Source organism: Streptomyces sp. NBC_00104, assembly GCF_045160825.1.
In the GTDB taxonomy this organism is placed as follows: domain Bacteria; phylum Actinomycetota; class Actinomycetes; order Streptomycetales; family Streptomycetaceae; genus Streptomyces.
On sequence record NZ_CP108215.1, the window covers coordinates 711225 to 736116 of the forward strand.

Here is a 24892-nt window from a genome sequence, read left to right on the forward strand (position 1 = left end):
GGACGTCCCATAGGTCCACCCATTCACACTGAACATCGGACGAAAACGATCTTCACTGCGCACCCCCATCAAAATAGCTTGTACTTTCAAGTATCGGCACTCTGGCCGCACGGAGTGTGGTGTTGATGACAACCGCGGGACACGCCGCCGAACAACCGACCACCCCTCACCCGGATTGATTGCCCTGGTGGAATCAGGTGTGGATCAACTCTCCACTTGCCAGCGTCTGTTGCGCCGATCCGGATCACCGGCACACCCCGCGTAGCGAGTGGAGAAAACGCTGATGTCCCACGCAGTCATGAGCCGCGGCAAGAACCGCGGCACGTCCCTTCTCGGCCGATTCGGCCGTGCCGCAGTCGTCGCGGTCAGCGCCGCCGCGCTGCTCATCGGTATGACGAGCAGTGCCCACGCCGGCGTACTGACTCCCCTGCCCGAGAGCACCACCCCGTTCCAGAGGACGTTCCAGCCGGTCTTCGACTACGACTCGGACGGCTGTCTCCCGGTCGCCGCCATCGACATCAACGGCAAGCTCAACGGCGGTCTCGACGACAGCGGATCCGTCACCGGCCAGTGCCGCTCGGGCCACCTCGGCAACGCCAACACGTACTCGCGGGCCAAGTGCAACAACGGCTGGTGCGCGATCATCTACACCCTTTATTTCGAGAAGGACATGAGCTGCCGCGACTGCACGCGAACGTCGCACCGCCATGACTGGGAGTCGGCGGTGATCTGGGTGCGGCAGGGCTCGGGCACGCCCTCGTACGCGTCCGTCTCCCATCACGGCGACTACACGACCTCGCAGTTCAGCGCGGTCCCGAGGGACGGGGTCCGCCTCAAGGTCGTCTACCACAAGGAGGGCAACTTGTGGGACACCCACTCGTTCCGCTTCGCCAGGGCGGGCGAGGTGGCGGAGGCCTGGGGCGACGGCGGCTGGGACTTCCCGCGCCTGGTGACCTGGACCAGGTTCCCGGCCGGCAACAACGGCGTGAACCTCCAGGACCGCATGCAGAACGCCACGTGGGGCGACGCGAACTTCCCGCTGAAGGACGGCCGCTTCAACGACGAGCTCAGCAGGGCCAAGAAGCAGGCCGCCGCCGGCATCCCCTTCGACCCGTACGGCGGCGGCTGACGGCACACGGACGGCCCGCCGGGTTCCTCCGCACCCGGCGGGCCGGTCGTGCGTATCCCCTCGCACCGTTCCACGGTGAAGGTCCAGACGCCTGCGCAACAGGGCTCTCCGGCTCAGTCCAGGGATATGACGACCGACTTTGTCTTGCAGTACCGTCAACGCAGTGCCCTGGTCGAGCCGGGATTCGCCCGATCTCGAAACTGACGTGACGGCGAACAGCACTGATCCCCAAGCCTCGGTGGCGACGCGGACCGTGCCGAGCCGGCCCTATCGCTCCTGCAAGGGCGGAAGGCTGAGGATCACGCCGAGGGTCCTGTTGCGCGATTCACGGGACTTATCGCTGCCCTCTACAGAGGCTTACCTGTCCGTGCAGGAGGGGAGGCCGCTCTTCGTCAGCCGCGGAGATCCCGCCGACGGCCCAGGCGTGCAGCAGGGTCTTGCGCGCGGCGTAGGCGCGGGTGGGACCCTGGGCGGCCTTGCGGGCGAAAGCGGTCGCCTCGGCCAGCAGGCACGCGGCGGCGGTATCGGCGTCGCCGCCAGCTAAAGGATCCCGCTGCACACAGTGGGCGGAAACCTCGCCGCTATCCGTTGTGGTGTGCCCGGTCATGCTTCGAGCACTACTGCGAGTCCCTGGCCGACGCCGATGCAGATGGCGGCGACGCCGATACCGCCGCCGCGTGCAGAAAGTGCGTGTGCGAGGTGTCCGACGATGCGTCCTCCGGAGGCGCCGAGGGGGTGGCCGATGGCGATGGCGCCGCCGTCGACGTTCACCTTCTGGGGATCGAGTTCGGGCCAGAGCCGCATGCAGGCGATGCTCTGGGCGGCGTATGCCTCGTTGAGTTCGACGAGGTCGACGTCCGACCAGGTTCTGCCGGCGCGGGCGAGGGCGCGGTTGGCTGCCTCCACCGGGGTGATGCCGAAGACGTCCGGGGCGTTGCCGGCCACTCCTCGTCCGGTGATGCGGGCCAGGGGTTGTGCTCCGGGCAGTGCGTTCTCGGCTCCGAGCAGTACTGCGGAGGCACCGTCGTTGAGGGGAGAGGAGTTGCCCGCTGTGACGCTTCCGTTCGCGAGGAATGCCGGCTTGAGCGCGGCAGGGGCGGCCATGCTCGTGTCGTCGCGGATGCCCTCGTCGCGGTCGAGGTGGACACCGGGCACACCGATGATCTCTGCCGCGTAGGCGCCGTCGGCGAATGCGCGTGCCGCGTTCTGATGGCTGCGCAGGGCGAAGGCGTCCTGCTCCTCGCGAGCTCCTTTCGCCGGTGCTGTGCGGCGGTGTCCAGCGTGTTCATGTGCTGTCGGTCCCGGCGCGGCGTGCCCATGACTGGGCGACTTCGAAACGAGGGTCATCATCGCCTCAGCTGTCGTAGTCAACGGTCACCATCTCGGAGACCGGGTAGGCCTGGCAGGTCAGGACGTAGCCGGCGTCGCGCGTTCAGACGAGCTTCGACCAGTTCACCAACCTGGTCGACGACGCACAAGCCGGCAAGCTGGACGGCATCGCACTGCCCTGGCCTCACCGCCGACTGCCGTGCAGGGTCGGGGGCCACTTACATCCCAGCAGACCGGTCGCCGAACGCGTCGTGGAGATAAGGGCCCTGAACTCCCTCCACGACGATCACCTCACGCACCGCGACCTGCTACTGCAGGTCGCCGCACTCCACCAGACCTCCCGCACCCGATCCACGTCATGGGCCAACCTACAAACACGAACGCCGCCGCAAACCAGAGCCGAGCGGTCTGCTAGAGATGACCGGCCGCGAAGCCCTGAGCGCGGAACTGAACCCGCTCCGCGCACCGACGTCGCCCAAACACCTGGTGGAGCACCACCACGACTGCTGCGCGAGATCGGCATGACTCACTTGCAGATAAGGTGGACGAAGCCATCGAGACCCGATCGGCTAGGCCTGGAACACGCCGGATTGCTTGATTGATCATGGTGCCAACCATCCTCGGCATGTGACAACTAACGTCTGTGGTCACAACGGGCTAACGCCGCACCCGAGGCATCCCCAGGCCGATCCACGAGATGATCTCGCGTTGGATCTCGTTGTTGCCGCCGCCGAAGGTGAAGATGACGGCCGAGCGGTAACCGCGTTCGAGTTCGCCGTGGAGGACCGCGCCCGCGGAGCCGTCCTTGAGGGCGCCGGCGGTGGCGACGATCTCCATGAGCCAGGCGTAGGCGTCGCGGCGGGCCTCGGAGCCGTAGACCTTGACGGCGGAGGCGTCCTGCGGGGTGAGAGTGCCCTCCTGGACGGCGCTGACCATGCGCCAGTTGAGGAGTTTGAGGGCGTCGAGCTTGGTGTGGGTCTGGGCGAGGCGGCGGCGGACCCAGGGCAGGTCGATGACGCGGCGGCCGTCGGCGAGCTTGGTCTCCATGGCCCAGCGCTGGACGTTGTGCAGGGAGCGGATCGCCATGGTGCCGTGGGCGGCGAGGGTGACGCGTTCGTGGTTGAGCTGGTTGGTGATCAGGCGCCAGCCCTTGTTCTCCTCGCCGACGCGGCGGGAGACGGGGACGCGGATGTTCTCGTAGTAGCTGGCGGTGGTGTCGTGCGAGGCGAGGGTGTTGATGAGGGTGCAGGAGTAGCCGGGTTCCGTGGTCGGGACGAGGAGCATGGTGATGCCCTTGTGGGGCGGGGCGTCGGGGTCCGTGCGGACCGCGAGCCACACCCAGTCGGCCGTGTCGCCGTTGGTCGTCCAGATCTTCTGGCCGTTGACGACGTACTCGTCGCCGTCCCGCACCGCGCGCGTCTTCAGCGAGGCCAGGTCCGTACCGGCGTCGGGCTCGCTGTAGCCGATGGCGAAGTCGATCTCACCGGAGAGGACGCGCGGCAGGAAGTACGACTTCTGCTCCTCGGTGCCGTACTGCATGATCGTCGGGCCGACGGTGTTGAGCGCCATCAGCGGCAGCGGGACGCCGGCCTGGGCGGCCTCGTCGAAGAAGATGAACTGTTCGATGGCGGTCAGGCCGCGTCCGCCGTACTCCTTGGGCCACCCCACGCCGAGCCAGCCGTCCGTACCGAGACGGCGGATGGTCTCGCGGTAGAACCGCTTCTGCGCCGCCGGGTCGGCATGGCGGGTGTAGGAGCCCGCCGGGACCAACTCGGTGAAGTAGGCACGTAGTTCGGTGCGCAACCGCTGCTGCTCGGGCGTGTATTCGAGGTGCACGGCGCCTCCAGGCTCCCCAAGGCCGACCTGACGGCGCACACGCTAGAACGTGTTCCAGTAATTGGGAACAGGCGGGAGCGGGACCCTTTCCCCGCGCCCGGGACTCAGCGGAGGGTGGCGAGGAAGTCCGTGCAGGCCTGGGCGCACTCGCGGCAGGCCTTGGCACCGTCCTCGGCGCCGGGGGAATCGTCGAAGACACGCGCGCATTCCAGGGCCACGGTTCGGCACCACTCCACCTGGAGGCGAATGCCGGCCTCGTCGAGGTTCGCCTCCTCGGACAGCACCCTGCACGTGGCGTCGCACACCTCCGCGCACATGATGCCCTTGCGTCGCATCTGTTCCTGGCCTTCGGGCCCGTCCGGATCGGCGAGGCTCGCCCGCAGCGCGCAGGCCCGCGCACATTCGGTGCAGGCCTGCGCACACGCGAAGCGGTCCTCGAGGAACCGGATGAGCTCCTGTTGGGATGTCGTCATCGAGGTCACGACGGGCGGGTAGCCGGAGGAGATCCGACCAAACACCGCGGGGCCGCATCCGCCCGCACACGGTCCGCCGGGTTCCGTTTTCCCTGCCGCAGGACAGGGCACCCGTCCGCTCCCGACCCGCTCGGTCGAAAATGGGGTCGGTTTACTCGACCTATTGGGGGTATTCATCCCATATGAACATGGAATGGACTGATATAGCCGCAGAACGAAGCGTCCTGGGCGGTATCGCACCGTTCCTGGCCGGCGTCGTGGTGGTGGCCATGCTCATCGGCGCACTCTGGTTGGGCGCCCGCGTACGCGCCCGTGAGCCGCGCCGGCCGCGCCCCGACGAGCAGCCCCGGATCCCCGAGGGCGGCCCTGTCCATGAGGAGCAGCTGAGCCGCGAACCGGACGAGATCCCCAAGAGCGACTACCGGCTGACACCGTACGAGGTGCACGGCAACCAGGGGACCCGGCCGAGCCCGGAGAAGAAGCGGCCGCGCTGGGGCAAGAACAGCAGTGGCGGCTTCGGCAGTGGCGGCCTCGGCGCCCATTGACATCCGCGCACGGCTGAGGGCCGTCCCCCGAGACGGGGGACGGCCCTCAGCCGTGCGGTCGCGCACCGGCGCGGTCACGCGATGTGACCCGTCAGAGGCCGGCGTCCAGCGGCAGGCCCGTGTAGTTCTCGGCGAGTTCGGCCGCCGCGTGGCGCGAGGTGGCGACGCGGTCGAGCTGGGAGAGCTGGAGCCGCGTCTCGAACGGGGACTGGTCCGGGTCGGCATGGAGGGTCGTGGTCATGAAGTAGGAGAAGTGCTCGGCCCGCCAGACCCGGCGCAGACAGGTGTCGGAGTAGGCGTCGAGCAGTTCGGTCGAGCCGGTCTCCTTGAGCCGGGCGAAGGCGCGGGCCAGCACGATGACATCGGTGGCGGCCAGGTTGAGCCCCTTGGCGCCGGTCGGCGGCACGATGTGGGCGGCGTCACCGGCCAGGAAGACCCGGCCGTAGCGCATCGGCTCGGTGACGTGGCTGCGCATCGGCAGGACGGCCTTGGAGGTGATGGGCCCGCGCTTGAGCCGCCAGCCGGGGTTCGCGGTCAGCGCGAAACGGGCGTCCAGCTCGTCCCAGATCTCGTCGTCGGACCAGTCTGCCGGGTCGGTGCCGTTCGGGACCTGGAGGTAGAGGCGGCTCACGGACGGCGACCGCATGCTCGCCAGCGCGAAGCCGCGCTCGGAGTGGGCGTAGATCAGTTCGTCGTAGACGGGCGGGGCGTCGGCGAGGATGCCCAGCCAGGAGTAGGGGTACGTCCGCTCGTACGTCGTCCGAACGCCGTCCGGCACCGCCCCCCGGGCCACGCCGTGGAAGCCGTCGCAGCCGACCACGTAGTCGCAGGTCAGGGTCTGCTCGCGCCCCTCGTGGGTGTACCGGATCCGCGGGCGATCACTGTCCGCACCCTCCACCGCGTGCACCTCGGCCTCGAACAGCAGGGGTCCGCCGTCGGCGAGCTGGAGGGCGATGAGGTCCTTGACGACCTCGGTCTGGGCGTAGACCCACACCCGGCGCCCGCCGGTCAGCTCGGGGAAGTCGACGCGGTGGGCGCGGCCGTCGAAGCGCAGCTCGATGCCGTCGTGGGGGATGCCCTCGGCGTCCAGTCTGGTCCCCGCGCCGGCGGAGCGCAGGACGTCGACGGTGGCCTGCTCCAGGATTCCGGCGCGCTGGCGCTGCTCGACGTAGGCGCGGTCCTTGCGTTCCAGAACCACACTGTCGATTCCCGCGTTGTGCAGCAGACGGGCCAGCAGCAGCCCCGCCGGGCCGCCGCCGATGATGCCGACAGTGGTGTGCATTGAGTACTCCTCGTCGTTGAGGACGAGCCGCGTCCCGGCCCCGGGCGAGCCGACCCTGTTCGTCTGGTGAAATTCATTTCACAAATCTGTCCACATGAGTCTGCGCCCGGTCTGCCCGCCTGTCAACGGTCACACTCGCCCAGAGGGTCGGGCGGACAGTCGGGTTCCGTCCGTCGAGGAGCGAACGGGAGGATCAGTCGGCGAACGGGAGGATCAGTCGAGGAAGTGGAAACCGGGACGGGGATGCATCAGGAAGTCGTGGTGCGAGATGTTCCACGCGTACGCGCCCGCGAGGGCGAAGGCCACCCGGTCCCCCGCCCTGAGCCCCGGCGCGTGGACGTTGCGGGCGAGCAGGTCCTTCGGCGTGCACAGCTGTCCGGTGAGGCTGACGTACTTCCCCTCGGCCGCCGGGCGCGGCCACGGATACGGCCACTCCCCCGTCGCCAGCACCGAGCACGGCTGGTCGTGCCCCTTGGTCGCCGGGGTGCGCAGATGGTGGGTGCCGCCCCGGACCACGGCGAACTCCTCGCCGTGGCTGTGCTTCACGTCCAGCACCTCGGTGGCGTACCAGCCGCAGTACGCGGTGAGCGCCCGCCCGGGTTCGATGCGCAGCGTCAGTTCGGGGTGGGCGGCGGTGAGTCGGGCGAGGCCCTCGCCGTACGTCTTCCAGTCGAAGCGGCTCTCGGGGAGCGCGTAGTCGACGGCCATACCGCCGCCGACGTTCACCTCGGCGAGCGGCACGCCCAGGCCCGTCGCCCACTCCACGATCGAGCGGGCGACGGAGAGCTGTTCGGGTGCGTCGAGTCCGCTCGCCAAGTGGGCGTGGACTCCGAGCAGTTCGAGGTGCGGGTACGTGCCGTCCGTGAGGGGGCGGAGCACGTCCGGCGCCTGCGAGGGGTCCAGGCCGAACGGGGTGGGCCGTCCGCCCATCGCGAGCGAGCTGCCCGCCAGTGAACCGTCCGCCACCGCGAGGTTGAAGCGGAGCAGCACCCCGACCCGCGTGGCCGGTGCCGCCTGACGTGTCAGCTCGGCGAGCATGCGCAGGTCGTGCTCGCTCTCGACGTGGAAGCGTTCGACGCCCTGCTCCAGGGCGGCCCGGATCTCGTCCGGAGTCTTTCCGGGGCCGCCGAACGCCAGCGGACGGCCCGGTACGGCCTTGGCGACGTGGGCGAGTTCGCCGCCGGAGGACACCTCGTAGCCGTCGACGTAGGGGCCGAGCGCGGCGAGGATCTCCGGCTCGGGGTTGGCCTTGGCGGCGTAGTACAGCTCGACCCGTTCGGGGAGGGCGGCGCGCACCTGTGCGGCGTGTTCGCGCAGGGCTGTCACGTCGTAGACGTACGCGGGGAGTTCGGCGGGCGTCAGAGACAGGACGCGGTCGCGTACGGCGGGGGTCGGGTGGGTCATGGAAGGCTCCTGGCTCGTCGAGGGCTCCGGGCTCGGCAACGGCTCGTGGCTGGGCACGGCTCATGGCTTATGGCTCATGGCTCAGCAGCGGCTTATGGCTCGTGGCTCATCGAGGGCTCCAGCGGAGGACGTCCTCGGCCAGGGGTGAGGGCAGGCGGACGTAGCCGGCCTCGCGGTCGGCCTTGCGCTCCCAGCGGGTGAGCAGGTTGGTCTTGGCCGGCAGCGGGACCCCGGCGAGGAGGGCGGAGAGGCGGGGCGGGCAGCCCTCCTCGTCGGCGTAGGCCCGAAGGGTCGCGCGGACCGCCGCCCACAGGTCGGCCTCAATCTCGGGGTGCAGGTCGGCGAGGGCGGCGAGCAGCTCGGCGACGTGATTGACGAGCAGGCAGTACACGACGCGGTCCCAGCCGCGCTGGGCGTCGTACGACATCGGGCCGGCGACCTCGGGCGGCAGCGCGGCGAGGGTGTCGGTGTGATGGTCGGGGACCAGCTTGGTGCCCTCCAGGTCACGGAAGAGGACCTGGGCGGGCATACCGTCGGTGTCGACGCAGATCAGGACGTTCTGGAGGTGGGGTTCCAGGACGAGGCCGTGGTCGAAGTAGGCGGACAGCACGGGCGGGACGAGGAGGCGGAGGTAGGCCTTCCACCAGTTCAGGGCGGTCTCGGGGCCCGCGCCGTCGAGGAGGCGGGAGATGTGGGCGGCGCTGGTCGGGTACTCGTCGGCGACGGCGGCCGCGAGCAGCGGGGTCGTGCCGGGCAGCAGCCGTCGGGACAGGCCTTCGCGGACGATCACGCCGAAGCCTTCGAGGAGGGCGCGGTCGGGGGTGCCGTCGGGGCCGGGGACGGCGAGGCTGCGGTAGGCGGGTTCGCGGAGCATCGCGCTGCCGGGGAAGCGGGTCTCCAGGTCGGCGAGGGCCGGGGCGAGGAGACGGGTGAGGGCGACGGCGCCGGAGAGTTCGTAACTGGCGTTCTTGCGCAGGCAGTTGGTGATGCGGACGTTGAGGCTGAACTTCAGGAAGGAGTCGCCGTCGAAGAGGGTGCGGACGGAGGCGGTGGCCGCGTACTCCCGGCCGCCGGGGCCGAGGTCGAGGATGTCGCCGCGGCCGAGAGCCTCGCGCAGCAGCCGGTGTTCGCGCAGCATCTCGTACTGCCAGGGGTGGGCGGGCAGCAGCCGGTAGCCCTCGGGGACGTCGCCGTGTTCCCGGTCGAGCACGGCGGTGGCGCCCGCCTCCGCGCTCTCCTCCGCGATCAGATGGTCGCGGACGGCGAGGTAGCGCAGCGGGAAGGTGGCGCCGGCCTCGGGGGCGTACGACTGCCAGGCGTCCGCGTCCCCCGTGCGGGCCTTGGGGGTGGGGTGGAAGCGGTGGCCGAACAGCAGGGACTGCTCGGAGGCGAGGTAGTCCGGCAGCCCGTGCGGGGCGGTGGTGGTGTCAGGGGCGAGCGCGGTGGTCTCGCGGGCGGCGAGCGCGGTGGCGAGGGTGCGGTGGCTGGAGTCGACCTGGTGCAGGAACTCGTCGTTGCGGACGCCGGTGCGCAGTGACAGCTCGTCGTGCGTGTACTCGGCGAGGCGACGCCAGTCGAGTTCCGTCCAGCCGGTCTCGGACTGTTCCTGGACGGGGCCGGTGAAGCGGTGGGCGCCCAGCAGGGACGTACGGCGCAGCGCCACACGGAGGAGGAGGCCGCGGCGGGGCAGGCGGAGCAGGAGGCGACCGTCGATGACGGCGGTCTGGTGTTCGGGGCCGGACACCTCGCGCAGCAGGCAGTTGAGGAGGGTGTGGACCACCGCGTCGTCGGCGGTGGGCAGGTGGGTGGTACCGAGCGAGTCGGTGAGCGGGGGCATTCAGTGGCTCCAGCGGGTACGCGGACGTGGGGGTAGGAGAGTCGCGAAGACGGTGAGGGCGGCTATGCCGCCGCCTATCAGCACCGGCGCGGTGGGTCCGAACCGGGCGCTGCCCACGGCGGCGGTCACCCCGGCGGCGACGGCGCCGGCCTTGGAGAAGAACTCCAGCGAGCCGAACATCCCGCCGGGGGCGCGGCCCCGGGCACAGTCGGCGGCCAGGACCGACAGGCCGACCATGCCGAGGGTGAGGCCCGCGCCGAGCAGCAGCCGTACGGCGATGAGCGTGGAGAGGGTGTCGGCGACGCCGTGTCCCGCCAGGCCGAGGGCGATCAGCGCGAAGCCGAGGGCCATGCCGTGCCGGGGGCGGCTGTGGAGGGCGCGGTGCACCGCCATCGCCGTGATCAGGTAGCAGAGGTGCGGCAGGGCGAACAGCAGGCCGGAGAGGGCGGCGGAGGCGCCGGGGAGGCGTTCCTCGACGAGGGATATCAGGTAGGGGAAGGAGATGACCGTGGAGAACACGAAGGCGAACTCCAGCGCGTAGAGCCTGCGCAGCGCGGCCGTGGGGGCGAGGTCGGCGGTCTCCGTCTCGCGCTGTTCGGTTTCGCCGGTCTCGCCGGTCTCGCCGGTCGAGGCCGGTTCGGGCAGGGCGGCCAGCAGCAGGGCGGCGGCGAGCGGGAGCAGCGCGAGGAGGGCGTACTGGCGGTGCGGGGACATCCACGGCGCCAGCGCGCCGACGACGATCGGCGCGAGGACGAGGGCGGCCCGCGCGCTGCCCTGCATGAGGGTCAGCGCCCTCGACAGCCGCGGCCCCTCCAGGGCGGCGCCGAGATAGCCGTTGGAGGCGGCGAACGTGCCGCCGAGGATGCCCTGGAGCACCAGCGCCACCGTGAACATGGTGAGCGAGTCGGCCCAGCCGGCGAGCAGGAAGGACAGGGCGAGGCCCAACTGGGCCCGCAGCAAGAGCCGTTTACGCCCGAAGCGGTCGGCGAGCCGCCCCCACAGGGGTGCCGCGACCGCGCTGAACACGGTGGGCATCACATACAGCACCCCCGCCCAGCGGGCTGCCCCGTCGCCGAGTCCGGGCAGTATCTCGGTGAAGTACGGCGGCAGGCCCAGCGCGGCGAACGACGCCACGAAGTAGCAGGCGGCCACGGCGTGCACCTGACGGCGGCCGAACGCGGGGCGCGACAGCGCGAGCGCCTCGGCGGTCATTCCGAACCACCCTCCCGGAGCAGGTAGTTGGGCCCGGTGGTGTAGTGCTTGTTGATGTCGGTGGCGCCCGACCGCTCCTTGCTGAGCAGGGTCCCGGCGGTCACCATCGCCTTCACCGGCAGCTCGGGCGCGGTCAGCACCCGTTCACGCAGGACGGCCGCCGCGTCACCGCCGAGGCGGTCGACGGCCTCGGTGAGCCGGTCCCGTACGAGGTCCAGCAGCTCCGGCAGCGGGGCGCGGCCGTGCCGGGCGAGCCCGAACGCGTAGGCGCCCGCGCACAGATGGACGGTGATGGTGGTGAACACGTCGGCCACCGCCCGGTCGTCGGGGCCGAAGGTCCGCGTGTCGTCGAAGCCCCAGCCGCCACCGCCGTCCCCGAGCTTGGCGGACAGGCGGGTGCTGTTGATGCGCGGCCCGTCGTTGTCCTTCAGCAGCAGCCGCAGGTCGCCGGGCTCGGGGCCGAACACCAGGGAGACGTTCTGCTGGTGCGACTCCAGGGCGATGCCGTAGCCGAAGAGCGTGGTCTGCCAGTCGAACAGCAGGGTGAGCACGGTGTCGAGCAGGGCGGTCGGGTCGCCGCCGTGGAAACGGTCGGCGAGGTGGTCGACGACCAGTGACCCGTCGGGTGCCTCGGCGAGCAGGGCGGCCAGGGGGACGACCACACAGTCGTCGAGGTCCGTGGGGTACCTCCTGCACAGGACGGCGAGCAGTTCGTGCCCGGCGTGCGCGTACACCGTCTCGTCGGCGTGCAGCACCCGGCCCCTGAAGCGGGGCTCGCGGTCGATCACCGCCGCCAGCAGCCGCTGTCCGGCGGCGCCGTCGACGAGGGTGCCGGGCTTGATGGAGCGCTTGTTGCGCAGACCCAACGTGGCGGTGGCCAGGGGTAGTTTGAGGTGCAGCGAAGGGGCGGCGGCGGGCGCGACCGTACGCATCGACAGCGTGGGCACGACGGAGAGGTACGTCCGGTCGGCGAGCACCGCACGATCCGCGAGCCCGGCCTCGCGCAGGGCCGCGTCGAGAGGCGCGCCGACGGTCAACGGGTGGACGGGCAGGGCGACATGGGTGCGGTCGAGGTCCGTGAGACCGAGCCCGGAGGGGGTGGGCCAGCCGTCCGGGAGGGACCCGGTGACGGTGAGGGACTCCCGGGGCACGGCCAGCCACTGGAGTGCGAAGCTCGGGTGGAATTCCGGTGCATGGTGGCGTAGTTGGTCCTCGTCGAGGCCCGAGCGCCCGCGGGCGGTCGGGTAGACCGGGTGGTCGAGGCGTGCGGCGAGGGTCTCGTACGCGAGGCCGCCGCGCAGGCCGGTCCAGTCGGCGAGGTCGGTGCCGTAGAGCTCGGTGAGCCCGTCGGCCACCTCCTTTCCTGTCGCCTCGTGCAGCCGCATCGTCGCGAGCGTCTGGCGGCACTCCTCGGCGAAGGCGTCGAAGCCGTCGCGGTCGACGGGGTCGGCGAGTGCGCGTAGTGCGGCGAGCACGGTGTCGCAGGTGGTGAGGGATGTGCCGTCCGACTCCCGGACGAGCAGGGGCAGTCGTGCGGCGTACGTGTGCTGGAAGCCGTCCTCGGTGACGGGCAGACGCAGGGCGTCGTCGCCGTCGGTGGTGAGCAGGCGGAGCCAGGGGCCGTCCGGGTGGTCGACGAGGGTGCTGCGGGTGCGCAGGCCGACGACGTCCTCGCGGAGCAGGGCGCCGAGCACGCGGGTGAGGAGTGCGGCTTCGGTGGTGTCGGTGGGCGCGGGCGAGGGGACGGTCACGGCGGTGTTCACGGAGGCCACGCCGGTCACGGCGGCATCTACCGGAGCGACGGCGGTCACGGCTGGATCTCCCAGCGCTGTGCGGCGAGGAAGTCCGCCACCACACGGTCGACGGTCTCCCGGTCGGTGCCGATGGCGCGGAGGACGCCGAGGTAGTCGCGGTTGGTCCGGTACAGGTCGTGGCGTTCGCCGAGCTCGCGCAACGGACGGTACGTCAGATGAACGCCGTCGAGGGCGAGTTCGGTCGCGGCGGGGGCGGCGACGAGAGTGCCCGCCCGGTCGGCGCACGGGTACTCCAGGCGGGCCGCGCCGTCGCGTCGGATGTCCAGCTCGGCGGGCAGCGGCTCGCCCAGGTGGGTGCGGAGGATGTGCTCGAAGAGCGGGAGGTCGAGGAGCTGGGCGAGGAGCAGGTCGCACTGGTCGCCGATGGCACGGTAGTTGACCTCGATGATGCGGGCCCGGCCGTCGTGCACGACGAACTCGGTGTGGCAGGCACCGAATCCGACGCCCAGCGCGTCGAGTTGGGCGAGGATCTGCGCGACGACCGGCTCGGGGTGGGCCGGGACGAAGCCGAGCCGCTCCTCGATGAAGTACGGCGGCGGGGACAACTCGGTGTGGAAGCCGCCGAGCACGTGCCGGACGTGGCCGTCACCGAGGGTCTCCAAGGTGTACAACTCACCGGGCAGGTACTCCTCGACGACCAGGATGACGCCCGGGCGACGGCTCAGGATCTCCTTGCCTCGGGCCACGAGGTCCTCGGCGGTGTCGACGAGCACGACGTCCTCGCTGGCGACGCCTTCGCGGGGCTTGACGACACAGGGGTACGGGGCGTCGGCGACGAGGGGTCCGGTGAGGTCGGCCGGCTCGGTGATCTCGGCGGACCAGACGGTGTCCACGCCGGCGGCGGCCAGATGGCGGCGCATCTCGCCCTTGTCCTTGCTGCGCAGCGTGGCCCGCCAGTCCTTGCCGGGAAGCCCGAAGTAGTGGGCGGCGAGGGCGGCCTGGGTCTGGAGGTGGTCGCTGTTGGTGAAGACCGCGCCCGGCCGGTGGTGGGTGGAGACCCGGGTGACGACGGCACGGTGGTCCCGTACGTCGCACTCCAGGATCTCGGTCCCGGGGTGCTCCGGATACGCGGTGCGGTGGGCGCCGGGCTGGTCGGTGAGGATCGTGACGTCCAGGCCGAGCCGGGCGGCGGCGGGCAGGAAGCCCTCGGTGACGGAATCGGTGGGGTTGAGGGCGAGCAGGTACAGGCGCATGGGGTGGTGCACGACTTCCGCTAGCGGGTGGGGGGTTCGGCGGGGCGGGCCCGGCTCGTGGTGGGGCCCGCCCCGGGTACGGCGGGAGTTACCGCTTGGGCAATTCGACGCCGGTGGCCTCGGCCACGTCGGCGAGCATCTCCTCGGCCGCCTGGACGCCGATGCCGGACATCCAGGTCTCGTCCGGGACCTCGAAGACCTTGCCGTCCTTGACGGGGGGCAGGTCCTTCCAGACGGGGTTGGAGGTGACCTGCTTGCGCTGGGTCTTGTCCGGGGTGTCGGCGGTGGTGACGAAGATCAGGTCGGCGTCGGCCTGGTCGATCTCCTCGGGGCCGACGTCCTTCATGGTCACGGCCGGGTCGTCGGAGATCTGCGACTTCGGACGCTGGAAACCGATGTCCTTCAGGACGACACCGCTGTAGGAGTTGGAGGCGTAGAGACGGGTGGGGCCGGCGACGAAGCGGACCACGGAGACGGTCGGCATGGCACCGTCCTTCTTCTCGATGGCCGCGCCGAGCGCCTCGGCCCGCGTCTCGTACTCCTTCAGCTTGGCCGCGGCCTCGTCCTCCAGGCCCAGCGCCTCGGCGTGGACCTTCAGGTTCTCCCTCCACACGCCGCCGGTGGTCTCGGTGAAGACGGTCGGGGCGATGGCGCTGAGCTTGTCGTAGACCTTCTCGTGGCGGACCTTGGAGGACAGGATCAGGTCGGGCGCGAGGGAGGCGATCTTCTCCAGGTTCGGCTCCAGGAGCGGGCCGACGTCCGTGGTGTTCTTGAGGTCGCCCTCCAGGTACGTGGGGAAGCCGCCCTCGGTCTTGAAGTGCGGGGCGACGGCGCCGACCGGGTCGATCCCGAGCAGGGTGACGTCGTCCAGTTCGCCGGTGTCGAGGACGACGACCTTCTTCGGCTGCGACGGGATCTTGACGTCGCCCATCACGGTCTTGAGGGTGCGGGGGAAGGCGGCGCTGTCGGCGCCGGCCTGCGCGGTGTCGCTCGCCTTCGTCGAGTCGTCGCCGCAGGCGGCCAGGAGGCCCGTACCGAGTACGACGGTGAGCAGCGCGGCGGCGGGGCGGCCGAATCCGCGCAGGGGGGATCGCTTGGGCATGAGGGGGTGGTCTTCCTTGCTGGAGGAGCGGTCGGTTGGACAGGGGATGTGCGGTCAGGCGGTCGCGGGCGCGGTGGTGTGCCGTACCGCGCTGCCCTTCGGGACGACCAGCGGTGTGCCGGTCTCCGGGTCGGGGATGACCCGGCAGTCCACGTCGAACACGGACCTGACCAGGTCCGCGTCGAGCACCTCGGCCGGTGGGCCGGCGGCGGCGAGGCGCCCGTCCTTGAGCACGACCATGTGGTCGGCGTAACGGGCGGCCTGTCCGAGGTCGTGCAGCACCATCACCACGGTGCGGCCGGCCTCGGCGTGCAGGGCGGCGACCAGGTCGAGGACGTCGAGCTGGTGCCGGAGGTCGAGGAAGGTGGTCGGTTCGTCGAGCAGGAGCAGCTCGGTGTCCTGCGCCAACGCCAGGGCTATCCAGGCGCGTTGGCGCTGGCCGCCGGAGAGCCGGTCGACGGGCTGGTCCCGCAGCACCGCCGTGCCGGTCCGCTCCAGCGCGTCGTCCACGGCCCGCTGGTCGGCGGTCGACCAGGGGCTCAGCAGCCGCTGGTGCGGGTACCGGCCGAGCCGTACGAGCGCCTCGACGGTGATCGCCTCCGGGGTGACCGGCTGCTGCGGCAACAGCCCCATCCGGAGGGCCAGCGCCCTGGCGGACAGACGGTGGATGTCGGAGCCGTCGAGCGTGACCGTCCCGGCGGCGGGTGCGAGCAGTCGGCTCAGCCCTCTCAACAGGGTTGATTTACCACAGGCGTTGGGCCCGACGATGGCGGTAACGGCCCCGCCGGGCAACGTCAGGTCGAGGCCGCCGACCACGAGCCGGTCGCCGTAACGCAGGTCGAGGCCCTGCGTGGAGAGCTGGTTGGTGGGGGTCATGCGGGCTCCTGGGGCGAGCGTGGGTGGCGGTACGAGGGGACGGGGGCGGTGGGGTGTGGTCTTCGGGTGCGGGTCCGGTGGGGCTTGTCGCGCAGTTCCCCGCGCCCCTGAAAGACCAGGCCCCTGCGGGCCTGACAGACCACGGCCCCGCAGGCCTGACGGGCCCGGGCCGACGTGCCGACGTGCCGACGTGCCTGAAAAGCACGGGGCGCAGCCCCTGCTTTTCAGGGGCGCGGGGAACTGCGCGACCGGCCCCCACCGGACCCGCACCCGCCAACGCACCCCGGGCGAACCCCACGGACCGCGCGATCACACGCAAGGAGCCGCGGCCGCTCATGCCCCACTCCCCCGCACCGGCTTGCTCTGCCGGAACATCAGCACCAGCAGCCAGGGGGCGCCCAGCGTGGCGGTGGCGGCTCCGACCGGGAGGCCCTCGACGGGAAGGAGGTGTTGGACGACGAGGTCGGCGGCGAGGAGGAGGACGGCTCCGGTGAGGGCCGCCAGGGCGAGGGTCGCGGCGGTGGGCGGGCCGGTGAGGGAGCGGACGATGTGGGGGACGGCGAGGGCGACGAAGGTGACCGGGCCTGCGAGGGCGGCCGCCAGGGAGGCCAACGTGACGGCGACGAGGAGGAGTTGGAGACGGGCGGCGGAGGTGTTGAGGCCGAGGGCGCCCGCCGAGTCGTCGCCCAGGTCGAGCACGGCCAGACGGCGGTTGGTGACCAGCGCCGCGGCCAGGGCGAGCGCCACGGCGGCGGCCCCGCCCCAGACCTCCGTCCAGGTGCGGCCGTACACCGACCCCGTCGTCCACTGGAGCGCCGAGCCCGCGAGCTCGGCCGGGAACCGCACGATCATCAGGTTGACCGCGGCGGCCAGACCCGCCTGGACCGCGAGGCCGGTGAGGACGAGGCGGGTGACGGCGAGCCCGGACCGCCACGCGAACACGCCGAGCAGCAGGGCGGCCAAAGTGCCACCGGCCAACGCGCCGACGGGGATGAGCAGTTGGGAGGCTCCGGCGGCCAACAGCGCCACCGCGCCGAGCGAGGCCCCGCCGGTCACGCCCATCACGTCCGGGGACGCGAGGGGGTTGCGGAACAGCCGTTGCAGGACACCGCCGGCCGCGCCCAGACCGGCACCGGCCACGAGGGCGGCGACGGCGCGCGGCGCCCGGAACTCCTGTACCACCAGCACATCGCCCGGATCGCCGAGCCCGACCAGCGCCCGCAGCGCGGTGGACGCGGGCATGCCCATCTCCCCCGTGGAGACGGAGACCGTGAGCAGCACGAGGAGGGCGAGGACGCCGGTCGCGCCGTACACGAGGAGGCGGGCGCGGCCGGGTGCGCGGCGCGTGTCATGGCGTACGGCCGCCTGGTGGGTCGGCGTCATCGGGCGACCTTCCGGGCGAGCAGGGCCAGCAGGGGTGCGCCGAGGAACGCGGTGACGATGCCGACCTCCAGTTCCGCGGGCCGGATGACCAAGCGACCGAGGACGTCGGCGGTGAGCAGGAGCAGAGGGCCGGCGATCAGGCAGCCGGGGATCAGGAGACGGTGGTCGCCGCCGAGGAGCGGGCGGACGAGGTGGGGTGCGGCGAGTCCGATGAAGGCGACGGGCCCGGCGACGGCGACCGCCGATCCGGCGAGCAGCACGACCGCGATGCCTCCGGCGAGCCGGATGCGGGTGACCGGCACGCCGAGCGCCTGGGCCGAATCGTCGCCCAGGGCGAGGGCGTTGAGGGCGGGCGCGACGGCTCCGGCGAGCAGCAGGCCGAGCCCGAGGGCCGGCAGCACCGGCCACAGCGTGTCGAGTGGCCGTCCGGCGATGGAGCCCGCCAGCCAGAAGCGTGCCTCGTCGAGGGTGCGCTGACTGGCCAGCATGACCGCCGACGTCCAGGACAGCAGCACCAGTTGGAGCACGGTGCCGCCGAGGGCGAGGCGTACGGGGTCGATGTCGCCGGCGCGGCGGGCCAGTGCCTGGGCGAGGACGGCGGCGCCGGCGGCCCCGGCGAAGGCGAACCACACGTACTCGACGGGGTCCGTGAGTTTCAGGGCGAAGATGGCGACGACGACCGCGAAGCCCGCACCCGCGTTGATTCCCAGGGTCGTTGGCGAGGCGAGCGGATTGCGGGTGATCCCCTGCGCCACGGCACCCGCGACGCCGAGCGCGGCGCCGACCGCGAGACCGATGACCGTGCGCGGCAGCCGAAGCCCCGTCACCACCAGTGCGTCCCGGCCCTCCGCGTGACCTGACAGCGCGTCGAGCACGGTGGCCAGGGGCACGGAGCGGGCTCCGAGGGCGAGGCTCAGCGCGGCGCACAGCGCCAGCGCGCCGATTCCGCCGAGGAACAGGGGCAGGTGCCTCAGGGCACGCGGGGGCACGCCGGTCGGCGCGGCCCGTTCGGTCGCAGTCACGAAACGTGAGCTTAGGTTAGGCATGCTTTAGCTTTCAACGGCTGCGGGTTCACTGTGATCCACACCGCCCTCGATCAACTCGCGAGTAACTTCGCTGGTCAACGACGCACACGACTGCTTCACACCCCGCCTGGTCATCAGTACGCGATCTTGCAGCTAAGGTAAGCCTTACCTCCTCCGCTCGCCAAACCTCTTCACGCTCTGGAGTTACCGATGACCGTGGCCCACCTGGAAACCGCCCAGGCCGACACCGCCACGCCTGTCCCGGCACTCCTCTCCGCCGCCTACCGCCGCCTGGACGCGGTGTGCGAGGCGCTGTCCGTACGGGTCACGGAACCCGGCCGCTCGGCCACCCGGCAGCCGCTGTCCCGCACCACGCGGCCGGCCCTCTCCCGCGCCACGCGCGCACCCCGACCCGCCGCGCACACGATCGGCTTGATGGACGGTCAGGAAAGCGTGGAGGCCTTCGTCGAGGCGGAGGCCGCCCGCATCCAGGACCGCCACGACCACTCCGCGCCCCGGCATGTCGCCGCCTCCCGCGCCCTGCACGACTACGCCTGGTCGGTCGGTCTGCTGATGAGCGGTGTCTGGTACCTGGAGCGGCGCGTGCCCCACGTCGCACCGTCCGACATACGGGTCGACCTCACGACCGGCATGTACGAGATCACCCCCGGCACCGACCTCGTGTGCCTGCCGGACGACGCGGCGACGGCCCTGCCCGGCACCCGGACCGTCGCCCATCAGGAGGCGCTGCGCGCCGAGTTGAGGGCCGCCGTCGCGGACCACATGGGCCCCGTGCTGGACGCGATCGGGCCGTACGCCCGCCGGGGCTCGCGCGCGCTGTGGGGCCTGGTCGGCGACGACCTGGTCTCCGGCCTCTGGTACCTCGGTCGGATGCGGGGCGACGAGGCTTCCGGCGTCCGGGCCGCCTCCGCGGTCCTTCCCAGCGCCCACGCGCCCTTCCCCGGCGGCGCCGACTTCCGTTCCCTCCGCACGAGCGACGGCCGCGAGCATCCGACCCGCACCCGCATGGGCTGCTGCCTCTACTACACGATCCGCCCGGCCGAGGCCTGCTCCACCTGCCCCCGCACCTGCGACACGGAACGGCTGCGCCGGCTGGAGGGCTGACCGCGCGACCGGTGCGACCGCGACCTGCGCGAAAGGCATGCTCGCCGAAACTTTCGATGCCGCGCCGGAGCCACGGGGCGATTGACGCCGCTCACCCCAGATAGCAACACTCTTCGACGGGTTTCCAACGGGAAACCTCAAAAGGTCACAGCACTGGAGGTCGGCTTGCAGGAGTACGCCGGTTACGTCTTCGTCTATTTCACCGGCGAGGGCAGCCCGGACGGCGAGCAGATCAGGTTCGCGCTCAGCCGGGGCGACGACCCGCTGCGCTGGCGCGAGCTGAACGGCGGTGCGCCGGTGCTCACTTCGGACCTCGGGACCCGGGGGCTGCGCGATCCCTTCGTCGTCCGCGCCCCGGAGGGCGACAGGTTCTACCTGATCGCCACCGACCTCAGGATGTACGGCGAGCAGGACGGCGGCTGGGAGCAGGTGCAGCGCACCGGCAGCACCTCGCTCATGGTCTGGGAGAGCACCGACCTGGTGCACTGGACCGACCGCCGCCTGGTACGTGTCGCCCCCGACACCGCCGGCAATGTCTGGGCTCCCGAAGCCTGCTACGACCCCGAGCTCGGCGCGTTCGTCGTCTTCTGGGCGTCGAGGCTCTACGCCGAGGACGACCCGGACCACACCGCCGAGACCCACAACAGGATGCTGTACGCGACCACCCGCGACTTCCGTGTCTTCAGCGAGCCCCGGCTCTGGAACGACCCCGGCCACTCGGTCATCGACTCGACCGTCGTCCGGCACGACGGCGCCTACTACCGTTTCACCAAGGACGAACGCGGCAACTCCCCCGCCACGCCCGGCGGCAAGTTCATCACCGTCGAGAAGTCGGCCGGGCTGCGCGCCGCCTCGTACGCCTTCGTGGCCGACCGGATCGGTCAGGGGGCCGTCGAACAGGGCGAGGGGCCGATCGTCTTCCGGTCGAACACCGACGACGCCAAGTGGTACCTCTTCATCGACGAGTTCAGCGGGCGCGGCTATGTCCCCTTCGAGACCGGCGACCTGGATTCCGGCACCTGGACGCCCTGTGAGGGCTACGCGCTGCCGCCCGGCGCCCGGCACGGTTCGGTGCTGCCGGTGACGCGGGCCGAGTACGAGGGACTCCTCGCCGCGTACGCGCCGAAGGCGTCCGTCGTCGACGCCACCGTCCCGGGAGGTCTGAAGGCCTACGCGATCGTCGACGACGCCGCCTCGAAGGTCGTCCTGCCGGTGTACCCGGGCACCGAACTCGACGGTCTGGCACCGGAGTTCGACCTGTCGGTGGAAGCCCGGATCGACCCGCCCTCCGGCACCCCGCGCGACCTGCGCACCCCGCGGTCGTACACCGTCACCACGCCCGACGGGACCGGTCGCACCTGGACGGTCGAGGCCGTGCACATGCGCAGCCCCCTGTTGCCGGGCCTGCACGCCGACCCCAACATCCAGGAGTTCCACGGCCGTTACTACGTCTATCCGACGACGGACGGCTTCGAGGGCTGGGGCGGGACGCGGTTCGAGGTGTACTCCTCCGACGACCTGGTCACCTGGGAGGGCCACGGAGTCGTCCTCGACCTGGAGTCCGATGTGAGCTGGGCGGACCGCTACGCCTGGGCACCGGCCGCCGGGGAGCGCGACGGGTCGTACTACTTCTACTTCTGCGCGAACCAGCAGATCGGCGTGGCCGTCGCCGACAGTCCGACCGGCCCTTTCCGGGACGCCCTGGACCGGCCGCTCATCGGGCGCGACGACTACGAGGGACAGATGATCGACCCGGCCGTCTTCGTGGACGACGACGGCACGGCCTATCTCCACTGGGGCAACAGCGAGGCGTACGGCGTACCGCTCAACGAGGACATGGTGTCCTTCGATCCGGCGCTGGTACGGCGGTTCACGCCGGACGGCTTCCGCGAAGGGGCCTTCGTCATCAAGCGGCGGGGCGTCTACTACTTCATGTGGTCGGAGGACGACACCCGCAGCGAGGACTACCGGGTCGCCTACGCGACCGGACCCTCACCACTCGGGCCATGGACCGGGAAGGGGGTGATCCTGCGGAAGCGGCCGGAGTACGGAATCCTGGCCACCGGCCACCACACGGTGGTCAACGTGCCCGGCACCGACGACTGGTTCATCTGCTACCACCGGTTCGCGATTCCCGGCCCCGGCACTCCGCGCGGCGACGGCATGCGCCGCGAATCCACCCTGGACCGGCTGGTGTTCGCGGCGGACGGCTCGATCGAGGAGGTCGTACCGACGCTGGAGTCCATCGGGCCGGTGGTCAGCCGAGGGTGATGCGGGCGGCCACCGGGAGATGGTCGCTGCCGGTGGCGGGCAGCGTGCGGATGTCGGCGACGGTCGCCGAACGCGCCATCACCTGGTCGATCCTGGTCAGCGGGAAGCCGGCGGGGTAGCTGAAGGCGAAGCCCCGTTCCGCCACGTTCATGGGTGAGGTCACGGGGGCCAGCCCACGGTCGTCGACCGTGCCGTTGAGGTCGCCCAGCAGGATCACCGGATTCCGCTTCTCGGCGGCGACGGCCTTGCCCAGCAGGTCGGCACTCTCGTCACGCCACTGGGACGCGAGTCCGCCCGCTCCGACGCGGACCGAGGGCAGATGGGCGACGTACACCGCGATCGCACCGTGCGGCGCGCGGACCACCGCACGCAGCCCGCGGCTCCATTCCTCCGTGATCCCCCGGGGCTTGATGTCCAGCAGCCGGGCCTCGGTGAGCGGATGCTTCGACCAGAGTCCGACGGTGCCGCGGACCTCGTGGTACGGGTAGTCCGCGGCGAGAGTCCTCTCGTAGACCGGCAACGCCGTGGGCACCAGTTCCTCCAGGGCGATGAGATCGGGCTCGGCGTCGGTCAGGGCGCGGGCCGTCCCGGCCGGGTCGGTGTTCTCGTCGCTGACGTTGTGCTGCACCACGACCAGGTCGCGCGCGCCGGGCCCGGCCCCGGGCAACAGCAGCCCGCCGAAGACGTACGTCCAGGCCGCCGCCGGCAGCAGGAGGGCCACCAGCGCGACAGCCGAGCGGTGCAGCAGCCCGAGGCCGAGCAGGACCACGACCACCAGGCCGAGCCAGGGCAGGAACGCCTCCAGCAGACTGCCCACGCGGCCCGCGGAGTTGGGCACCGCGCGAGGGAAGAGCAGCAGCCCGGCCGTCAGCACCGCCACCACGGCGGCCACCCGTCCGGTCCCGGGGCGGTCCGGCCTCACGCGGCCGCCGTCGCCAGGATCGCGCGCGCGTACCGGCCGAAGGCGCGTGCCCCGCGGCCGGGCATGACGCTCGCGGCATGGGCGACCACGACTCCGACCTCCTCCCCCGGGTCGCCGATCGGTCCCGGCGCCAGGGGCAGGCCCTCGACGCCGGAGGTGCGGTAGCGGATGAGACCAGCGGTCATGGGCCTTCCTCAGTCGTGCGGTGCCTGCCCGCTGACCCGGTGGTCGGCGTGGCTGAGCGCCTCCACGACCAGGCGCCGCAGATGCCCGTCGGCGAGGCTGTAGTAGATGTGACGCCCTTCGCGGCGGGTGTCCACGAGCCCGGCGAGCCGCAGCTTCGCCAGATGCTGGCTGACCGCCGTGCGGGACGCCTCGCAGCGGTCGGCCAGTGAACCGACGTCCGACTCGCCCTGCACGAGCAGCCACAGCAGATGCAGCCGGGTGGCATCGGAGAGCATCGCGAACACTCCGGTCGCCTCGGTGAGCCGCGCGCTGTCGGGGGCGCGCAGATGCGCACCGGACGCAGGTGAGACGGCGTGGCGTTCAGGCATGAGCCCAGCGTAGGCGCTCCGCTCGAACCGCGGGGCGCCGTCCGTCGGCCGCGGCGCCGCCGTGGCTCGTCGCGTCCGCGCGGCGGAGCCGCCTTGTCACAGCCCCCGCTTGCCTTCGGGCGCCCCAAACCATCATGTGCGCATCTGCGCACATGATGGCTACACTCGGCTGTGCGGACACCGAACGCCACGCCGAGGGGAGCCGCCCGTATGCTCGCCGTCCTGCGCCACCGCGCCTACCGGCGCCTCTTCGCCGCCCAGGTCGTCGCCCTGGTGGGCACGGGGCTCGCGACCGTCGCCCTCGGGCTGCTGGCCTACGACCTCGCGGGCGCCGACGCCGGTTCCGTCCTCGGTACGGCCCTCGCGATCAAGATGGTGGCGTACGTGGTGATCGCCCCCGCCGTGGGCGCGATCGCCGACCGGCTGCCGCGCCGGGCCCTCATGGTGACGGCGGACCTGGTGCGCGCCGGGATCGCCGTGTCCCTGCCGTTCGTCGGCGAGGTCTGGCAGGTGTACGTCCTGGTCTTCCTCCTCCAGTCCGCCTCGGCCGCGTTCACGCCCACGTTCCAGGCCGTCATCCCGGAGGTGCTGCCCGAGGAACGCGACTACACGCGGGCGCTGTCGATGTCACGGCTGGCGTACGACCTGGAGAGCCTCTTCTCCCCCGCGCTGGCGGCCGCCCTGTTGTCGGTCGTCACCTACAACTGGCTGTTCACCGGCACCGTCCTCGGTTTCCTCGCCTCGGCCGCGCTGGTGGTCTCGACCGCCCTGCCCGCGCGGGCCGCCGCCACCGTCCCGTGCGGTGGCAGGGCGTACACCAAGGCCACGGCCGGCACCCGTCTCTTCCTCCGCGCCCCCGAACTGCGGGCCCTGCTCGCCCTGAACCTCGCCGTCGCGGCGGCAGGTGCGATGGTGACGGTGAACTCCGTCGTCTACGTCCGCGATGTGCTCGGTCTGTCGGCGGGCACCGTGGCGCTGGCGCTCGGGGCGTACGGGGCCGGGTCGATGGCCGTGGCGCTGGTGCTGCCGCGTCTGCTGGACCGGGTGCCGGACCGGGCGGTGATGCTGCCGGGCGCGCTGTCGCTGGCCGTCGTCTTCGCCGGGCTCGGGGCCGTCACGGCCGCGCGGGACGGGAGTTGGCGGCTGCCACTCCTGCTGGTCCTCTGGGCCGCGTTCGGTGCCGCGTGCTCGGCGGTGCTCACCCCGACCGGGCGGCTCGTCCGCCGCTCGGTGGCGCCCGGGGAGCGTACGGCCGCGTTCGCCGCGCAGTTCTCCCTCTCGCACGGCTGCTGGCTGCTGACGTACCCCCTGGCCGGCTGGCTGGGTGCGGCGGCCGGGCTCAACTGGGCGGTGTTCGCCCTGGGTTCGATCGCCCTGGGTGCGGCGCTGCTGGCCGTACGGCTATGGCCGGCGCGCTCGACGGACGACGTGCACGCGGTGCCCGCTCCGGCGGTCCACGTGCACGCGGACCTTCCTCTCGGTCACCCCCATCTGGCGGGTGCCCGGCGCGTGCCGACGGGCTGGCGGCACAGCCACGGCCACCTCACGGACGGGCTGCACGCCAGGTAGAAGGGGGCCAC

20 protein-coding genes and 1 pseudogene are annotated in these 24892 nt (G+C 71.5%); 5 read left to right on the plus strand and 16 right to left on the minus strand.

From position 1 onward, the window contains the following. Window positions 1-283 precede the first annotated feature (283 nt). Window positions 284-1129, plus strand: a complete 846-nt coding sequence (locus OG272_RS03020) for an NPP1 family protein (RefSeq protein ID WP_405892427.1) — start codon at window positions 284-286, stop codon at window positions 1127-1129. Window positions 1130-1732: 603 nt separating this feature from the next. Here the strand turns inward: OG272_RS03020 and OG272_RS03025 are convergent. The 3 genes and pseudogenes from OG272_RS03025 to OG272_RS03035 form a co-directional block, all read right to left on the minus strand. Continuing rightward, window positions 1733-2374: pseudogene (locus tag OG272_RS03025) on the minus strand (thiolase family protein); the annotation flags it as partial. 741 nt (window positions 2375-3115) lie between these two features. Next, the gene (locus tag OG272_RS03030) at window positions 3116-4294 is read right to left on the minus strand and encodes an acyl-CoA dehydrogenase family protein (protein ID WP_327731611.1); all 1179 of its coding nucleotides are present in this window, start codon (window positions 4292-4294) and stop codon (window positions 3116-3118) included. Window positions 4295-4398: 104 nt separating this feature from the next. Then, window positions 4399-4767 carry a ferredoxin gene (locus tag OG272_RS03035; protein ID WP_326585126.1) on the minus strand — a complete coding sequence of 123 codons (369 nt, stop codon included), beginning with the start codon at window positions 4765-4767 and terminating at the stop codon, window positions 4399-4401. Between the two features lie 182 nt (window positions 4768-4949). Here OG272_RS03035 and OG272_RS03040 point away from each other — a divergent pair, with 182 nt between their 5' ends. Beyond that, on the plus strand, window positions 4950-5312 hold the full coding sequence (locus OG272_RS03040) for a DUF6479 family protein (RefSeq protein ID WP_328222262.1): 363 nt from the start codon (window positions 4950-4952) through the stop codon (window positions 5310-5312). Between the two features lie 91 nt (window positions 5313-5403). Here the strand turns inward: OG272_RS03040 and OG272_RS03045 are convergent, their stop codons facing one another. From OG272_RS03045 to OG272_RS03090, 10 genes are all read right to left on the minus strand, one after another. Further along, on the minus strand, window positions 5404-6594 hold the full coding sequence (locus tag OG272_RS03045) for a 4-hydroxybenzoate 3-monooxygenase (protein ID WP_327731609.1): 1191 nt from the start codon (window positions 6592-6594) through the stop codon (window positions 5404-5406). A gap of 213 nt (window positions 6595-6807) precedes the next feature. After that, a complete protein-coding gene (locus OG272_RS03050; RefSeq protein WP_405892431.1) occupies window positions 6808-7998 on the minus strand; it encodes a type III PLP-dependent enzyme in 1191 nt (396 codons plus the stop codon). Window positions 7999-8104: 106 nt separating this feature from the next. Further along, on the minus strand, window positions 8105-9835 hold the full coding sequence (locus OG272_RS03055) for an IucA/IucC family protein (RefSeq protein ID WP_326585122.1): 1731 nt from the start codon (window positions 9833-9835) through the stop codon (window positions 8105-8107). Next, on the minus strand, window positions 9836-11047 hold the full coding sequence (locus OG272_RS03060; protein ID WP_326585121.1) for an MFS transporter: 1212 nt from the start codon (window positions 11045-11047) through the stop codon (window positions 9836-9838). It abuts the gene before it with no gap. Then, window positions 11044-12819, minus strand: a complete 1776-nt coding sequence (locus tag OG272_RS03065; protein ID WP_405895976.1) for an IucA/IucC family protein — start codon at window positions 12817-12819, stop codon at window positions 11044-11046. Before OG272_RS03065 ends, OG272_RS03060 begins: the two co-directional genes overlap by 4 nt. A gap of 35 nt (window positions 12820-12854) precedes the next feature. Then, complete coding sequence (locus OG272_RS03070; RefSeq protein ID WP_326585963.1) at window positions 12855-14054, minus strand: ATP-grasp domain-containing protein; 1200 nt, start codon at window positions 14052-14054, stop codon at window positions 12855-12857. Window positions 14055-14142: 88 nt separating this feature from the next. Then, window positions 14143-15156, minus strand: a complete 1014-nt coding sequence (locus OG272_RS03075; protein ID WP_405892434.1) for an ABC transporter substrate-binding protein — start codon at window positions 15154-15156, stop codon at window positions 14143-14145. 54 nt (window positions 15157-15210) lie between these two features. Then, on the minus strand, window positions 15211-16032 hold the full coding sequence (locus OG272_RS03080) for an ABC transporter ATP-binding protein (RefSeq protein WP_327731602.1): 822 nt from the start codon (window positions 16030-16032) through the stop codon (window positions 15211-15213). 333 nt (window positions 16033-16365) lie between these two features. Then, window positions 16366-17415, minus strand: a complete 1050-nt coding sequence (locus OG272_RS03085; RefSeq protein WP_326585118.1) for an iron chelate uptake ABC transporter family permease subunit — start codon at window positions 17413-17415, stop codon at window positions 16366-16368. Next, entirely contained in the window at window positions 17412-18404 is a 993-nt protein-coding gene (locus OG272_RS03090) for a FecCD family ABC transporter permease (protein WP_405895977.1), read from the minus strand. The genes OG272_RS03085 and OG272_RS03090 overlap by 4 nt, the downstream gene beginning before the upstream one ends. Window positions 18405-18650: 246 nt before the next feature. On the opposite strand from OG272_RS03090, the gene OG272_RS03095 reads away from it, so the two are divergent. Together OG272_RS03095 and OG272_RS03100 are read left to right on the plus strand one after the other, a co-directional pair. Then, a complete protein-coding gene (locus tag OG272_RS03095) occupies window positions 18651-19565 on the plus strand; it encodes a (2Fe-2S)-binding protein (RefSeq protein ID WP_405892437.1) in 915 nt (304 codons plus the stop codon). 165 nt (window positions 19566-19730) lie between these two features. Then, on the plus strand, window positions 19731-21836 hold the full coding sequence (locus OG272_RS03100) for a family 43 glycosylhydrolase (protein WP_405892439.1): 2106 nt from the start codon (window positions 19731-19733) through the stop codon (window positions 21834-21836). On the opposite strand, the gene OG272_RS03105 is transcribed toward OG272_RS03100, so the two are convergent. The 3 genes from OG272_RS03105 to OG272_RS03115 are packed head-to-tail and all read right to left on the minus strand — an operon-like array spanning window position 21823 to window position 23312. Then, window positions 21823-22728, minus strand: a complete 906-nt coding sequence (locus tag OG272_RS03105) for an endonuclease/exonuclease/phosphatase family protein (RefSeq protein ID WP_405892441.1) — start codon at window positions 22726-22728, stop codon at window positions 21823-21825. The two genes, OG272_RS03100 and OG272_RS03105, sit on opposite strands and share 14 nt — an antisense overlap. A 26-nt stretch (window positions 22729-22754) precedes the next feature. After that, window positions 22755-22943 (minus strand): hypothetical protein, encoded by a 189-nt coding sequence (locus tag OG272_RS03110; protein WP_326585113.1) that lies wholly within the window; start codon window positions 22941-22943, stop codon window positions 22755-22757. 9 nt (window positions 22944-22952) lie between these two features. Beyond that, a complete protein-coding gene (locus OG272_RS03115; RefSeq protein ID WP_326585112.1) occupies window positions 22953-23312 on the minus strand; it encodes a metalloregulator ArsR/SmtB family transcription factor in 360 nt (119 codons plus the stop codon). A gap of 210 nt (window positions 23313-23522) precedes the next feature. On the opposite strand from OG272_RS03115, the gene OG272_RS03120 reads away from it, so the two are divergent. Then, window positions 23523-24881, plus strand: a complete 1359-nt coding sequence (locus OG272_RS03120) for an MFS transporter (RefSeq protein ID WP_405892443.1) — start codon at window positions 23523-23525, stop codon at window positions 24879-24881. Window positions 24882-24892 lie beyond the last annotated feature (11 nt).

Excerpts from the sequence above, each read along its gene's own strand:
- OG272_RS03075 (WP_405892434.1), bottom strand. The coding sequence starts at position 15,156 with ATGCCCAAGCGATCCCCCCTGCGCGGATTCGGCCGCCCCGCCGCCGCG.
- OG272_RS03035 (WP_326585126.1), bottom strand. The coding sequence starts at position 4,767 with ATGACGACATCCCAACAGGAGCTCATCCGGTTCCTCGAGGACCGCTTC.
- OG272_RS03120 (WP_405892443.1), top strand. The coding sequence starts at position 23,523 with ATGCTCGCCGTCCTGCGCCACCGCGCCTACCGGCGCCTCTTCGCCGCC.
- OG272_RS03040 (WP_328222262.1), top strand. The coding sequence starts at position 4,950 with ATGAACATGGAATGGACTGATATAGCCGCAGAACGAAGCGTCCTGGGC.
- OG272_RS03060 (WP_326585121.1), bottom strand. The coding sequence starts at position 11,047 with ATGACCGCCGAGGCGCTCGCGCTGTCGCGCCCCGCGTTCGGCCGCCGT.
- OG272_RS03080 (WP_327731602.1), bottom strand. The coding sequence starts at position 16,032 with ATGACCCCCACCAACCAGCTCTCCACGCAGGGCCTCGACCTGCGTTAC.
- OG272_RS03110 (WP_326585113.1), bottom strand. The coding sequence starts at position 22,943 with ATGACCGCTGGTCTCATCCGCTACCGCACCTCCGGCGTCGAGGGCCTG.
- OG272_RS03115 (WP_326585112.1), bottom strand. The coding sequence starts at position 23,312 with ATGCCTGAACGCCACGCCGTCTCACCTGCGTCCGGTGCGCATCTGCGC.
- OG272_RS03055 (WP_326585122.1), bottom strand. The coding sequence starts at position 9,835 with ATGCCCCCGCTCACCGACTCGCTCGGTACCACCCACCTGCCCACCGCC.
- OG272_RS03070 (WP_326585963.1), bottom strand. The coding sequence starts at position 14,054 with ATGCGCCTGTACCTGCTCGCCCTCAACCCCACCGATTCCGTCACCGAG.
- OG272_RS03020 (WP_405892427.1), top strand. The coding sequence starts at position 284 with ATGTCCCACGCAGTCATGAGCCGCGGCAAGAACCGCGGCACGTCCCTT.
- OG272_RS03095 (WP_405892437.1), top strand. The coding sequence starts at position 18,651 with ATGACCGTGGCCCACCTGGAAACCGCCCAGGCCGACACCGCCACGCCT.
- OG272_RS03050 (WP_405892431.1), bottom strand. The coding sequence starts at position 7,998 with ATGACCCACCCGACCCCCGCCGTACGCGACCGCGTCCTGTCTCTGACG.
- OG272_RS03085 (WP_326585118.1), bottom strand. The coding sequence starts at position 17,415 with ATGACGCCGACCCACCAGGCGGCCGTACGCCATGACACGCGCCGCGCA.
- OG272_RS03045 (WP_327731609.1), bottom strand. The coding sequence starts at position 6,594 with ATGCACACCACTGTCGGCATCATCGGCGGCGGCCCGGCGGGGCTGCTG.